This window comes from Kitasatospora sp. NPDC056651, from assembly GCF_042792155.1.
GTDB lineage: Bacteria > Actinomycetota > Actinomycetes > Streptomycetales > Streptomycetaceae > Kitasatospora.
This window is the reverse complement of sequence record NZ_JBHTWX010000016.1, coordinates 1-12,512: the sequence shown is the minus strand read 5'-3', so window position 1 is coordinate 12,512 and position 12,512 is coordinate 1. Positions and strand designations below refer to the sequence as shown.

Genomic DNA, 12,512 nt, shown 5'->3' with positions numbered 1-12,512 from the left:
CGGGACCCCCGGTCGCCGGTAACACCGTCGTGGGGGCGGGCTTGGTTTTTTGGTGTCCGGCCACCGCCTTTCCCCCCCCCCGGGGGGGGGGGGCGCCCCCCCGGGGGCCCCCCCCCACCACTGTTTCCCCGGCTCGCTCAGCGCCAGCGCCAGGCGTGGTCGACCGGCCCGATCCCGGCGCCCAGGGCGAAGCCCCCGGCGATCGCGCCGGTGATGTACTCCTTGGCCGAGGCCACCGCCGACGGCAGCGGTTCGCCCTTGGCGAGGCCGGCCGCGATCGCGCTGGCCAGGGTGCAGCCGGTGCCGTGGGTGTGCCGGTTGTCGTAGCGCGGCGCCCGGAACCAGTGCACCTCGTCCGGCCCGCCGTACAGCAGGTCGGCGGCCTCGCCCGGCAGGTGGCCGCCCTTGACCAGCGCCCAGCGCGGCCCGAGGTCGACCAGTGCCTTGGCGGCGTCCAGCATCTGCGACTCGTCCTCGACGGTCAGCCCGGTGAGCTGGGTCACCTCGTGGAGGTTGGGGGTGGCCAGGGTGGCGACCGGCAGCAGCTTCTCCCGGACGGTGGCGACGGCCTCGGCGACCAGCAGCGCGTCCCCGTGCTTGGAGACGCCGACCGGGTCGACCACCACCGGGGCGTCCACTCCGGCGAGCAGCTCGGAGACGGTCTCGACCAGTTCGACGGAGGCGAGCATGCCGGTCTTCACGGCCTGCACCCCGATGTCGTCCACCACGCTGCGGAACTGCGCCCGGACGGCTTCGGCGGGCAGTTCCCAGTAGCCCTGGACGCCGAGCGAGTTCTGCGCGGTGACGGCGGTGATCACGCTCATGCCGTGGACGCCGAGGGCGAGCATCGCCTTGAGGTCGGCCTGGATGCCGGCGCCGCCGCCGGAGTCGGAGCCGGCGACGGTGAGGACGCGGGGAGGTGCGGTGGAGGACATGCCCTCAACCTACCGGCGCCGGTTCACAGCACCGCCTCGGACTCCGTCCAGCGGTTCTCGGGCACCGTCTTCAGCCGGGTCACCGCGTCGCCGATCGGCAGCAGCTCGATGCCGGTCCGGCGCAGCGCGGTGAAGTGCCCGAACGCCCCCCGGTGGACGGCCTCCACCGCGTGCCAGCCGAACCGGGTGGCGAGCACCCGGTCGTAGGCGGTCGGGGTGCCGCCGCGCTGGACGTGGCCGAGGATGACCGGGCGGGCCTCCTTGCCGAGCAGGTTCTCCAGCTCGTGGGCGAGCCGGTTGCCGATCCCGCCGAAGGTCCGGTGGCCGTACTGGTCGACCTCGCCGTGGTCGAAGCGCATGGTGCCGGGCACCGGGGACGCGCCCTCGGCGACGGCGATGATGGCGAACTTCTTGCCGCGCGCGAAGCGGTCCTCGATTATCCGGGCCACCGCCTCGATCTCGAAGGGCTTCTCCGGGATGAGGATGCCGTGCGCCCCGCCCGCCATGCCCGCGGTGAGGGTGATCCAGCCGGTGTGCCGGCCCATCAACTCGACCACCATGACGCGCTGGTGGGACTCGGCGGTGGTCTTCAGCCGGTCGATCGCCTCGGTGGCGACGTGCACCGCGGTGTCGAAGCCGAAGGTCACGTCGGTGGCGTCGATGTCGTTGTCGATGGTCTTCGGCACCCCGACCACGGGCAGTCCGGCGTCGCTGAACAGCTTGGCGGCGGTCAGCGTGCCCTCGCCGCCGATCGCGATCAGCGCGTCGATGCCGATCTCGCGGGCCAGCGTCCTGGCGTTCTCCACCGCCCAGGCGATCCGGTCGCGGCGCACCCGGGCCGAGCCCAGGACGGTGCCGCCGAGGGTGAGCAGGCCGGTCACGTCGTCGTGCGAGACCGTCCGGGTGCGGCCCTCGATCAGGCCGAGGAAGCCGTCCAGGATGCCGACGATCTCGTCGCCGTGGACGTCGGTGCCCCGGTGCACCACCGAGCGGATCACCGCGTTGAGGCCGGGGCAGTCGCCGCCGCTGGTCAGGACACCGATGCGCATGTCTGGTGTGCTCCCGCTCGCCGTGGTCGGAACCGCCCGCGCCGGACCGACGGGCGGGCGGGGATGCCGCCAAGCGTACGCACAACGCACCCCCGAAGCCCGTCCCCGGCCGTCCGGAGCGTCATGTGCCGCGCCCCGTACGGCCCGGGCCGCTATTCGGCGAAGTGGTCCCAGCCGCCGACCCGGTCCCAGGGTGCGCCGTCCACCGTCACCCGGCCGCTGCGGCTGCCCGTCGGGCGGCCGGTCACCTCACCCACCACCCGCCAGCGGGCCGGGAGTTGGACCCCGCGGGGGAAGGTGGCCACGATCGCGTGGTCCTCGCCGCCGGCGAGCACCCAGACCAGCGGGTCCACCCCGACCGCCTGGCCGATGTCGGCCATCTGCGCCGGGACGTCGAAGTCGGCGGCCCTCAGGTCGATGTCCACCTCGCTGGCCCGGGCCACGTGGCCGAGGTCGGCGACCAGCCCGTCGCTCACGTCGATCATCGAGGTCGCGCCCAGCTCGGCCGCCGCCGGGCCCGCGTGGTACGGCGGTTCGGGCCGACGGTGCGCCTCGACGAAGGCGCGCGGGGAGCGGAAGCCGCGCTGGAGGACGGTCAGTCCGGCGGCCGACCAGCCGAGCCAGCCGGTCACCGCGATGACGTCGCCGACCTGCGCTCCGGCGCGCGTCACCGCCGCGCGCCCCTGGAGGTCCCCGAGCGCCGTGATGGCCAGCGTGACGGTGTCGCCGCGCACCACGTCACCGCCGACCACCGTCGCCCCGGCCACCTGGCACTCGTCGCGCAGCCCGTCCATCAGCTCGGTGGCCCAGGTGGTCGGCAGGTCGGCGGGGGCGACCAGGCCGAGCAGGATGGCGGTCGGCACCGCCCCCATCGCGGCCACGTCGGCGAGGTTCTGGGCGGCGGCCTTGCGGCCCACGTCGTAGGCGGTGGACCAGTCCCGGCGGAAGTGCCGGTTCTCGATCAGGACGTCCGTGGTGGCCACCACCCGGCCGTCCGGGGCCTTCACCACCGCGGCGTCGTCCCCGGGGCCGAGGTCGACCGCATCGGTGAGCGGTACCCGGGCGGTCAGCTCCCTGATGAGGCCGAACTCGCCGAGCTCGCCCACGGTCCCCTGCATCTGCCGTCCTCTCGCGTTTCCATCCCGATCTGGCTCCCCCGCGCGCAGCGTACGCCCTTCGGAGGGCTCGGGGTCTCCCCCGTCCGGCCCGCTGCGCGGTAGCGTGGTGATCAGACTGCCGTTGAGCCCGTCCCCACCCCCGACGCCCGACCGGGCCGGCCACGGCGGCGATCCCACCCACCGGCTGCCGGAGGTCCCCCCGTGGTACAGGCCTACATCCTGATCCAGACCGACGTCGGAAAGGCCACCGCGGTGGCCCAGACCATCACCGGGATCCCCGGCGTGATCACCGCCGAGGACGTCACCGGCCCCTACGACGTGATCGTCAAGGCCGAGGCCGAGACGGTCGACGAACTGGGCCGCATGGTGGTGGCCCGGGTCCAGAAGGTCGAGGGCATCACCCGCACCCTCACCTGCCCCGTGGTGCACCTCTGAGGTCCGCCGCCCCGGGCCCGGCTACCATCGGCGAGTGGCCAGAGAACTGCGTGTCCCCAAGGCACTGACCGCCCTGCCGACCCCGGTTCGCTGGCTGGCCCTGCCCGTCGCCCTCACCTGCGCGGTCGTGGTGCTGGTCGGCAGCTGGGGCCCGGCGGACCCGGAGGTCGAGGTCCCGCACCCGAGCGGCAAGGCGGCCGACTACTGCCGGTCGCTCGCCGCCGCGCTGCCCGCCGAACTGCTCGGGCACGCCCGCAAGGACCCGTCGCCCGCCTCGCCGTACGTGGCCGCCTGGGGCGGATCGCCCCGGACGGTGCTGCGGTGCGGCATCGACCGGCCGGAGGAGCTGGACGGCGAGCACGCCAAGGACATCTCCCCGACGGTCGACGACCTCACCTGGTGGTCGCAGGAGCTGAGCGACGGCAGCTACCGCTTCGTCGCCACCATGCGCGCCGCCTACGTCGAGGTGGTCTCGCCGCGCGGCGTCTACAGCAGCCCGCTGGACCCGGCCGCCGCGCTCACCCCGCTGGTCAAGGCCAACATCCCCGGCTGAGCGGGACGTGCGGAGGGCGGGCCGGGAGTCCCCGGCCCGCCCTCGCGCGCACGCGGCCGCTACCGCAGCCCGGTGGAACGCCGCAGCGCCGTCCCCAGCAGCCGGTCGATCAGCTCCGGGTAGGAGACCCCGCTGGCCTCCCACATCTTCGGGAAGGCCGAGATCGGGGTGAAGCCGGGCATCGTGTTGATCTCGTTGATCATCCAGGTGCCGTCCTCCAGCAGGAAGAAGTCCACCCGGGCCAGGCCCTCGCAGCCGAGCGCCTCGAAGGCCTCGACCGCCTGGCGCCGGATCTCGGCGAGCTCCCCGTCACTGAGCTTCGCCGGGATCTGCACGTCCGAGGAGTCGATGTACTTGGCCTCGAAGTCGTAGAAGTCGTAGCCCTCGCCGACCAGCACCTCGCCGGCCACGCTGGCCCGCGGGCCGTCCTCGAACTCCAGCACGCCGCACTCGATCTCGCGGCCGGTCACGCCCGCCTCGATGATCAGCTTGGGGTCGTGCCGGCGGGCCTCCTCGATCGCGGCGTCGAGGTCCGCCAGGTCCTTCACCTTGGTGATGCCGATGCTGGAGCCGGCCCGGCAGGGCTTCACGAACAGCGGCAGGCCCAGCGCGGCGGCCCGCTCGCGCACCGCCGCGCGGCCCTCCTCGGACGCCCACTCGCGCGGCCGCACGATGGTGTAGCGGCCGACCTCCAGACCGTGCGAGGCCAGGATCCGCTTGGCGAACTCCTTGTCCATGCCGGCCGCGCTGGCCAGCACGCCGTTGCCGACGTACGGGACGCCGGAGAGCTCCAGCAGGCCCTGGAGCGTGCCGTCCTCGCCCCACGGGCCGTGCAGCAGCGGGAACACCACGTCGACCTCGCCGAGGGCCTTGGGGGCGCTGCCCGACTCGCTCAGGAACACCTCGCGGCTGCCCGGGGAGGCCGGCAGCGCGACCTGGCCGTCGACGCCCTCCGCGACGTGCGCCACGTCGGGCAGCTTGCCGTCGGTGATGGCCATCCGGGACGGCTCGTCAGCAGTCAGCGCCCAGCGGCCCTCGTGCGTGATGCCGATCGGCAGCACGTCGTACTTGTCGCGGTCGATCGACCTGAGCACGCTGCCCGCGGTCGTGACCGAGATCGCGTGCTCGGAGCTGCGCCCGCCGAAGACCAGCGCGACGCGCGGCTTCCGGTCGGGCCGGTTCGGGGAGGACTGTTCGATGCTCATATCGGGTTTGAGACTACCGTGCGAGGCCCTGCCGGGCAGAAAGCGGCACGGCGGGACGGCGGCGTCCGGGGAGCCCGGCGCCGCCGCGCGGACCACGCGCCGTCAGCGCCGCTCCGGCTTCGCCGAACGCGACATCAGCGCCTGCATCGCCTCCTGGGTCGGCCGCCCGTTGTGCACCACGTCCACCACGGCCTCGACGATCGGCATGTCGACGCCGTTGCGCCGGGCCAGGTCCAGCACCGACTCACAGGACTTGACGCCCTCCGCGGTCTGCCGGGTCGCCGCGATGGTCTCCGCGAGCGACATGCCCCGGCCCAGGTTCATGCCGAAGGTGTTGTTGCGCGACAGCGGCGAGGAGCAGGTGGCCACCAGGTCGCCCATCCCGGCGAGTCCGGCGAAGGTGTGCGGGTCCGCGCCCAGCACCTCGCCGAGCCGGGTGGTCTCGGCCAGCCCCCGGGTGATCAGCGTCGCCTTGGTGTTGTCGCCGAGCCCCATGCCGGCCGCCATGCCGACCGCCAGGCCGATCACGTTCTTGACCGCGCCGCCGAGTTCGCAGCCCACCACGTCGGTGTTGGTGTACGGCCGGAAGTACGGCGTGTGGCAGGCCGACTGGAGCCGCTTGGCGACCGCCTCGTCGGTGCACGCCACCACGCTGGCCGCGGGCTGCCGGTTGGCGATCTCCTTGGCCAGGTTGGGCCCGCTGACCACCGCGACCCGCTCCGGGCCGACCTTGGTGACCTCGTCGATCACCTCGCTCATCCGCTTGGCGGTGCCGAGTTCGATGCCCTTCATCAGGCTCACCAGCACGGTCTGCGGCTCGATCAGCGGCGTCCAGGCCGCCAGGTTGTCGCGCAGCGTCTGCGAGGGCACCACCAGGACCGCGAAGTCCGCGCCGGCCAGCGCCTCGGCGGCGTCGGTGGTGGCCCGCACGCTGTCGGGCAGCCGGACGCCCGGCAGGTAGTCCGGGTTCTCGTGGGTGGAGTTGACGGCGTCCACCAGCTCCTGGCGGCGGGCCCACAGCACGACCTCACAGCCGGCGTCGGCGAGCACCAGCGCGAACGCGGTGCCCCAGGAGCCGGTCCCCATCACGGCGCAGCGCGTCACTGTCCGGCCTCCTCGGTGCCCTTGCCCCGCTCACCCTTGGCCCGCCGGCGCTCGGCCAGCGCGGCCGCGGCCCGCTCCCGGGCCGCCTTGCGCATGTCGTAGCGCTCGGCCGGCGGCTGCTCGCCCCGCACCTCGGCCAGCACCGCGGTGATCGCGTTCATGATGTCGTCGGTCGCGTCGGCCAGCACCTGGGCGGTGAGCTCCTGGCCCCGGTACTTGCTCAGGTCCACCGGCGGCCCGGCCGCGACGGTGACCCTGTGGCGCGGGAACAGGTTGAACCTGCCCTTCCCGAAACCGGTCCGGCCGTACGGCGGGATGATCTCGTGGGCGCCCCAGTGCGCGACCGGGATGACCGGCGCGCCGGTCATCAGCGCGACCCGGGCGACCCCGCTCTTGCCGGTCATCGGCCACAGGTCCGGGTCCCGGGTGAGCGTTCCCTCCGGGTAGAACTGCACGCACTGGCCGCCGTTGACCGCGTCGATCGCGGCCCGGAACGCCTGCGCGGCGTCGGTGGACTCGCGGAACACCGGAATCTGGCCGGTCTTGCGCAGCATGAATCCGATGAAGGGGATCGAGAACAGCGAGGACTTGGCGAGAATGCGCGGCGGACGTCCGCTGTTGTACTGCCAGTGCGCGTAGATCACCGGATCGATGATCGAATTGTGGTTCACCGCGGCGATGAAGCCCTCGTTCTTCGGAAGGTGCTCCCAGCCCCGCCAGTCGGGCTTCACCAGAGCGGTCGTCACCGGCTTCACCAGCACGGCCGCGAAGCGGTACCAGATGCCGTAGTCGGCGTTGCCGAACTTGGCGTACGAGCGGCGGGCCACCCCAGCTCCTTCTCATCCGATGCGGCACGCAGCGCCGCGGTCCTGGCGTCCCGGTGTCGCGCACCGTTTCCGCCGGTGCCCGGGCCACGGGCGCGGAACAGTGTCGCCCGCCCGCTCACCGACTGTCGAGCGGCCGCGCCAACCCGCCCGGCGGGCGTGATCAAACGCACGTCCGCACAGCTCGTACGGCCTGGCGAGGGCTCCGGGACCGGCGCCACAATGACGCCGGTGACCCAGGACACCGTACGCCCCAGCGGGCCCGTCGCGCCCGCCGCACCCACCGCCGGCTGGTCGCTGGTGATTCCGCTCAAGCCGCTCGCCCTGGCCAAGAGCAGACTGGCCCCGTACGCCGGGGACCACCGGGCCGGCCTGGCGCTGTCCTTCGCGCTGGACACCGTCACCGCCGCCCTCGCCACCCCGGGCGTCGACCGGGTCCTGGTGGTCACCCGCGACGCCGGGGCCGGCGCCCGACTGGCCGCGCTCGGCGCGCTGGTGGTCCCCGACGAGCCCGGCGGCGGCCTCAACCGGGCGCTGGCGCACGGCGCCTCGGCCGCCCTGGCGCTGGCCCCGCGGGCCCCGCTCGCGGCGCTCTCGGCCGACCTCCCGGCGCTGCGCCCGGCCGAACTGGCCCTGGTGCTGGGCGCGGTCCCGCCGGACGGCCGGGCCTTCCTCCCGGACTCCCCCGGCCTCGGCACCACGCTGCTCGCCTGCACCCCGGGCCGGCCGCTCTCCCCCGCCTTCGGGGACGGCTCGCGGGCCCGGCACACCGCGGGCGGGGCGCTCGAACTGCGCCTCGCGGGCGTGGAGTCGGTGCGCCGGGACGTCGACACCGGTGCGGACCTCGACGAGGCCGCGGCGCTCGGCCTCGGCCCGCACACCCGTGCGCTGTTCGCTTCCCTGAGCCCGCGCTGAGCCGCCCCGGCACCGCCCGGCACCGCCCCGGCACCGTTCCGGCTCCGTTCCGGGCCCCTCCCGGGACCCCTTCCCACCTGGCCCCGGGGGCGGGCGGCCCCGCTCGCTATGCTGCTCGCATGCAGGCCACCGCGTTCACCTTCGACCCCGCCACCCGGGCCGGCTCCGTGCTGCTCGACGACGGGACCCCGGTGCCGTTCGACGCGGCCGCCTTCGACGCGGGCGGCCTGCGGCTGCTGCGTCCCGGTCAGCGGGTGCGGATCCGCACCGAGGGCGCCGGCGAGGCCCGCCGGGTGGTCTTCGTGACGCTCCAGACCTTCCCCGACCCCGCCGAGGGCTGACGGCCCCCCGGGTCCCCGCCGCGGATCCCGCCCGGCCCGGCCCCGGGCCGCACCGGACCGGACCGGACCGCACCGAGCCGCCCCGCCACCCTGAGCCGCCCGCCCGGTCGTGGACTGACGGCCCCCTTCCCGGCAGACCCCGGGCGCCCCGCCGCACCCCGAACCCCGCCCGCGCCCCCGCACGTCGCGGATTCCTGACTAAGCGCCCGGAAATCGAAAGAGCCGCGGCGACCGGTTTCCGTGAATTCACGGAAGGGGTGCCGCGGCTCTATGCCGAAGGCCGTCCGAGGACGGTCGCGCGGGACTTACTTGGCAGAGGTCTTGCGCGCGGTGGTCTTGCGGGTGGCGGTCTTCTTCGCCGGCGCCGTCTTCTTGGCCGTGGCGGTCGCCTTCTTGGCGGTGGCCGTGGTCTTCTTGGCGGCAGCCGTGGTGGTCGCCTTCTTCGCCGCGGCCGTCTTCTTGGTCGCGGCAGCCTTGGTCGCGGCGGCCTTGGCCACGGTCGCCGTGGTCTTCTTGGCGGCGGTGGTCTTCGCGGCCGTGGTCTTCGCCGCGGTCTTCTTGGCCGTCGCCGTGGTCTTCTTGGCGGCGGTGGTCTTCGCGGCCGTGGTCGCGGCCTTCTTGGCGGCGGCCGTGGTCGCCGTCTTCTTGGCGGCGGTCTTCTTGGTGGCCGGGGCGGCGGCAGCGGCGGCGGCGGCCCGCTTGGTGGCGGCACGCTTGGCGGCCGGGGTGGCGGCGACACCGCTCTTGCCCGGGGTGAGGGAGCCCTTGGGGGCCTTCTTCACCGAGGGGCCTTCCTTCGGCAGCTTCTTGCTGCCGCTGACCAGGTCCTTGAAGCCCTGACCCGGACGGAAGCGGGGGACCGAGGTCTTCTTGACCTTGACCCGCTCGCCGGTCTGGGGGTTGCGGGCGAAGCGCGCGGAGCGCTCCACCTTCTCGAAGGTGCCGAACCCGGTGACCGAAACCCGGTCGCCGGCCACAACGGCACGGACCATGGTGTCGAGCACTGCGTCGACGGCCTCTGCGGCAGCCTTGCGACCGCCCAGCTGCTCGGCCACCGCTTCGACAAGCTGAGCCTTGTTCACGTCTTCCCCTTCGGAAACGAGCGCCGGATGATTCCATCCGTTCTTTTCGCACGTTAGGTATGTATCTGCGGACTTTCAATTACCAAACGCGCGAATCACCCTAGTGTCGCAATGGATTTGCGCGTCGGCGACCTCAGTCGAGCGGCGGGGGCCCCTCGTCGAGGTCATGTACAAAGCGACTCAACCGCCTTGCCGCCTCCGGAAGATCGCGCTTGGCGGTCTCGGTGACGATGAGGAGTTGACGGGTGAGAGCGGTCTTTGCATCGGCAGACACGTTCAGCGCATGCACGCGGGCGTGAGCTTGCTTCAACCGCTCGGCCACAAGCGCGTAGAGCGCTGCGACTTCCTGGTCGTCCGGCGCCTCAGCAGGTGCGGAGGTGACGTCCGGCCGATCGTCAATTCGGCGTTCGGATGGCCGGCCCATGGAGTCCTCAGCCGCGGGTTCGCCGCCCGCGTACGGAGGTTCATGGTGCCGGTGCATGTACTGATTGTGCCATCTACCCGCAGTTGTACTTGCGCGGGCCCCTCTTCCGCAAAGCCAAATGGGCAATCCGGGGCGGGCCGCGGCGCTAACTCGTGCTCCGGAACGACGGATGGCCCGGCCCCCCCGAGGGGGACGCGGGCCATCCGGCGGATCGCCAGAATGCTTGTTCTGAGGGGAACTCAGACCACGGGCAGAGTACGGGGCTTGAAGGCCGGGCGGGTCGCCTCGAAGGCCGAGATGTCGGCCTCGTTCTGCAGCGTGATGCTGATGTCGTCCAGGCCGTTGAGCAGCCGCCACCGGACGTTGTCGTCCAGTTCGAAGGCCGCGGTGACGCCTTCGGCCCGCACTTCGCGCGCCTCCAGATCGACGGTGATCTCGGCCGAGGGGTCACTCTCGGTGATCGCCCAGAGCCGTTCCACGGTCTCCTGCGGCAGGACGACCGTCAACAGGCCGTTCTTCAGCGAGTTGCCCCGGAAGATGTCGGCGAAGCGGGACGAGATGACCGCGTGGAAGCCGTAGTTCTGCAGCGCCCAGACCGCGTGCTCGCGGGAGGAGCCGGTGCCGAACTCGGGGCCGGCCACCAGGACCGTGGCGCCCTGCCGCTCGGGCCGGTTGAGGACGAAGGACTCGTCCTTGCGCCAGGCCTCGAAAAGCCCGCCCTCGAAACCGGATCGGGTGACCTTCTTCAGCCAGTGCGCCGGGATGATCTGGTCGGTGTCCACGTTGCTGCGGCGCAGCGGGACGGCCCGGCCGGTGTGGGTGGTGAACTTCTCCATGGCTCAGGCCTCCACGGCAGCGACGTCGGCGGTCAGGTCGGAGGGGGCCGCGAGGCGGCCCAGCACGGCGGTCGCGGCGGCGACCTGCGGGGAGACCAGGTGGGTGCGGCCCCCCTTGCCCTGCCGGCCCTCGAAGTTGCGGTTCGAGGTGGAGGCGCAGCGCTCCCCCGGGGCGAGCTGGTCGGGGTTCATGCCCAGGCACATCGAGCAGCCCGCGTGGCGCCATTCGGCACCGGCCGCGGTGAACACCTTGTCCAGGCCCTCCTCGACGGCCTGGAGGGCGACCCGGACGGACCCGGGGACCACCAGCATCCGGACGCCGTCGGCGATCCGGCGGCCCTCCACCACGGCCGCGGCGGCCCGCAGGTCCTCGATCCGGCCGTTGGTGCAGGAGCCGACGAAGACGGCGTCGACCTTCACCTCGCGCAGCGGGGTGCCGGCCTCCAGGCCCATGTACGTCAGGGCGTTCTCGGCGGCCGTGCGCTCCTGCGGGTCGGCGAAGGAGGCCGGGTCCGGCACGTTCGAGCCCAGCGGGGCGCCCTGGCCCGGGTTGGTGCCCCAGGTGACGAACGGGGTCAGCTCGCTCGCGTCGATGAGGACCTCGTGGTCGAAGACCGCGTCCTCGTCGGTGCCCAGGGTGTTCCAGTACGCGACGGCGGCGTCCCAGTCCTCGCCCCGCGGGGCGTGCGGGCGGTCCTTCAGGTAGGCGAAGGTGGTCTCGTCCGGGGCGATCATGCCGGCCCGGGCACCGGCCTCGATCGACATGTTGCAGACGGTCATCCGGGCCTCCATCGACAGGCTCCGGATCGCCGAACCGCGGTACTCCAGGACGTAGCCCTGGCCGCCGCCGGTGCCGATCTTCGCGATGACGGCCAGGATCAGGTCCTTGGCGGTGACGCCCTCGGGCAGCTCGCCCTCGACGGTGATCGCCATGGTCCTGAACGGCGCCAGCGGCAGGGTCTGGGTGGCCAGCACGTGCTCGACCTGGCTGGTGCCGATGCCGAACGCCAGCGCCCCGAAGGCGCCGTGGGTGGAGGTGTGGGAGTCGCCGCAGACCACGGTCATGCCGGGCTGGGTCAGGCCGAGCTGCGGGCCGACCACGTGCACCACGCCCTGCTCGACGTCGCCGAGCGAGTGGATCCGGACGCCGAACTCGGCCGCGTTCCTGCGCAGCGTCTCCAGCTGCACCCTGGAGACCGGGTCGGCGATCGGCTTGTCGATGTCCAGGGTCGGGGTGTTGTGGTCCTCGGTGGCGATCGTCAGATCGGTGCGGCGGACCGGGCGGCCGGCCAGGCGCAGTCCGTCGAAGGCCTGCGGGCTGGTGACCTCGTGGAGCAGGTGCAGGTCGATGAAGAGGAGGTCGGGTTCGCCCTCCGCGCGCCGCACGACGTGGTCGTCCCAGACCTTCTCTGCGAGTGTCCGTCCCATCGGATTCCCTCCAGCCGGCCGCGTTGCCGGCCTTCTCATGTCGTCGAGGTCAAAACGTGTGCGCCGCCGTGTGCACCCGGGCCGCTCCGTCCAGGGTGGCGGTTTTCGCTGGAGATTGAACTGGTGTCTCACGGATTGAGACCGCAGTCTTAGCGCATGGACAGCACTCGGGCGGTCCCGGACCGGTGCCCGAGCGCTACCCGAACAGCGCCCGGGCGGGCGCCCGGAGACGCCGAAGGGCCCCGCTCGGTACTGAGCGGGGC

14 protein-coding genes are annotated in these 12,512 nt (G+C 73.0%); 4 read left to right on the top strand and 10 right to left on the bottom strand.

The window, feature by feature from the left end:
- Positions 1-137: 137 nt before the first annotated feature.
- From thiD to ACFRAR_RS09275, 3 genes are all read right to left on the bottom strand, one after another.
- Positions 138-935 carry a bifunctional hydroxymethylpyrimidine kinase/phosphomethylpyrimidine kinase gene (gene thiD, locus ACFRAR_RS09285; protein ID WP_316526111.1) on the bottom strand — a complete coding sequence of 266 codons (798 nt, stop codon included), beginning with the start codon at positions 933-935 and terminating at the stop codon, positions 138-140.
- A gap of 23 nt (positions 936-958) precedes the next feature.
- Entirely contained in the window at positions 959-1,984 is a 1,026-nt protein-coding gene (locus ACFRAR_RS09280) for an ATP-dependent 6-phosphofructokinase (RefSeq protein ID WP_380696515.1), read from the bottom strand.
- A 152-nt stretch (positions 1,985-2,136) separates the two neighbouring features.
- Complete coding sequence (locus tag ACFRAR_RS09275; RefSeq protein ID WP_380696513.1) at positions 2,137-3,102, bottom strand: thiamine-phosphate kinase; 966 nt, start codon at positions 3,100-3,102, stop codon at positions 2,137-2,139.
- Between the two features lie 201 nt (positions 3,103-3,303).
- On the opposite strand from ACFRAR_RS09275, the gene ACFRAR_RS09270 reads away from it, so the two are divergent.
- On the top strand, positions 3,304-3,537 hold the full coding sequence (locus tag ACFRAR_RS09270; RefSeq protein WP_380696511.1) for an Lrp/AsnC family transcriptional regulator: 234 nt from the start codon (positions 3,304-3,306) through the stop codon (positions 3,535-3,537).
- Positions 3,538-3,571: 34 nt separating this feature from the next.
- Positions 3,572-4,090, top strand: coding sequence for a DUF3515 family protein (locus tag ACFRAR_RS09265; RefSeq protein WP_380696509.1), 519 nt, complete (start codon positions 3,572-3,574; stop codon positions 4,088-4,090).
- A gap of 59 nt (positions 4,091-4,149) precedes the next feature.
- Here the strand turns inward: ACFRAR_RS09265 and ACFRAR_RS09260 are convergent, their stop codons facing one another.
- The 3 genes from ACFRAR_RS09260 to ACFRAR_RS09250 form a co-directional block, all read right to left on the bottom strand.
- On the bottom strand, positions 4,150-5,295 hold the full coding sequence (locus tag ACFRAR_RS09260) for a D-alanine--D-alanine ligase family protein (RefSeq protein ID WP_380696507.1): 1,146 nt from the start codon (positions 5,293-5,295) through the stop codon (positions 4,150-4,152).
- A gap of 102 nt (positions 5,296-5,397) precedes the next feature.
- Positions 5,398-6,399: an NAD(P)H-dependent glycerol-3-phosphate dehydrogenase gene (locus tag ACFRAR_RS09255; RefSeq protein WP_380696505.1), complete on the bottom strand. Its 1,002-nt coding sequence runs from the start codon at positions 6,397-6,399 to the stop codon at positions 5,398-5,400.
- Complete coding sequence (locus tag ACFRAR_RS09250; RefSeq protein WP_380696503.1) at positions 6,396-7,226, bottom strand: lysophospholipid acyltransferase family protein; 831 nt, start codon at positions 7,224-7,226, stop codon at positions 6,396-6,398. The genes ACFRAR_RS09255 and ACFRAR_RS09250 overlap by 4 nt, the downstream gene beginning before the upstream one ends.
- Positions 7,227-7,454: 228 nt before the next feature.
- On the opposite strand from ACFRAR_RS09250, the gene cofC reads away from it, so the two are divergent.
- The gene (gene cofC / locus ACFRAR_RS09245) at positions 7,455-8,138 is read left to right on the top strand and encodes a 2-phospho-L-lactate guanylyltransferase (protein WP_380696501.1); all 684 of its coding nucleotides are present in this window, start codon (positions 7,455-7,457) and stop codon (positions 8,136-8,138) included.
- A 119-nt stretch (positions 8,139-8,257) separates the two neighbouring features.
- Positions 8,258-8,479, top strand: a complete 222-nt coding sequence (locus ACFRAR_RS09240; protein ID WP_189923473.1) for a hypothetical protein — start codon at positions 8,258-8,260, stop codon at positions 8,477-8,479.
- Between the two features lie 305 nt (positions 8,480-8,784).
- On the opposite strand, the gene ACFRAR_RS09235 is transcribed toward ACFRAR_RS09240, so the two are convergent.
- The 4 genes from ACFRAR_RS09235 to leuC all read right to left on the bottom strand — a co-directional run bounded on the left by ACFRAR_RS09235 (position 8,785) and on the right by leuC (position 12,249).
- Positions 8,785-9,561, bottom strand: coding sequence for an HU family DNA-binding protein (locus tag ACFRAR_RS09235; protein WP_380696498.1), 777 nt, complete (start codon positions 9,559-9,561; stop codon positions 8,785-8,787).
- Positions 9,562-9,694: 133 nt separating this feature from the next.
- On the bottom strand, positions 9,695-10,042 hold the full coding sequence (locus tag ACFRAR_RS09230) for a hypothetical protein (RefSeq protein ID WP_380696496.1): 348 nt from the start codon (positions 10,040-10,042) through the stop codon (positions 9,695-9,697).
- Positions 10,043-10,224: 182 nt separating this feature from the next.
- The gene (leuD, locus tag ACFRAR_RS09225; protein WP_380696494.1) at positions 10,225-10,821 is read right to left on the bottom strand and encodes a 3-isopropylmalate dehydratase small subunit; all 597 of its coding nucleotides are present in this window, start codon (positions 10,819-10,821) and stop codon (positions 10,225-10,227) included.
- A 3-nt stretch (positions 10,822-10,824) separates the two neighbouring features.
- Positions 10,825-12,249: a 3-isopropylmalate dehydratase large subunit gene (leuC, locus tag ACFRAR_RS09220; RefSeq protein WP_380696492.1), complete on the bottom strand. Its 1,425-nt coding sequence runs from the start codon at positions 12,247-12,249 to the stop codon at positions 10,825-10,827.
- Positions 12,250-12,512: the final 263 nt, after the last annotated feature.

Excerpts from the sequence above, each read along its gene's own strand:
- thiD (WP_316526111.1), bottom strand. The coding sequence starts at position 935 with ATGTCCTCCACCGCACCTCCCCGCGTCCTCACCGTCGCCGGCTCCGAC.
- ACFRAR_RS09280 (WP_380696515.1), bottom strand. The coding sequence starts at position 1,984 with ATGCGCATCGGTGTCCTGACCAGCGGCGGCGACTGCCCCGGCCTCAAC.
- ACFRAR_RS09275 (WP_380696513.1), bottom strand. The coding sequence starts at position 3,102 with ATGCAGGGGACCGTGGGCGAGCTCGGCGAGTTCGGCCTCATCAGGGAG.
- ACFRAR_RS09260 (WP_380696507.1), bottom strand. The coding sequence starts at position 5,295 with ATGAGCATCGAACAGTCCTCCCCGAACCGGCCCGACCGGAAGCCGCGC.
- ACFRAR_RS09240 (WP_189923473.1), top strand. The coding sequence starts at position 8,258 with ATGCAGGCCACCGCGTTCACCTTCGACCCCGCCACCCGGGCCGGCTCC.
- ACFRAR_RS09230 (WP_380696496.1), bottom strand. The coding sequence starts at position 10,042 with ATGCACCGGCACCATGAACCTCCGTACGCGGGCGGCGAACCCGCGGCT.
- leuD (WP_380696494.1), bottom strand. The coding sequence starts at position 10,821 with ATGGAGAAGTTCACCACCCACACCGGCCGGGCCGTCCCGCTGCGCCGC.
- leuC (WP_380696492.1), bottom strand. The coding sequence starts at position 12,249 with ATGGGACGGACACTCGCAGAGAAGGTCTGGGACGACCACGTCGTGCGG.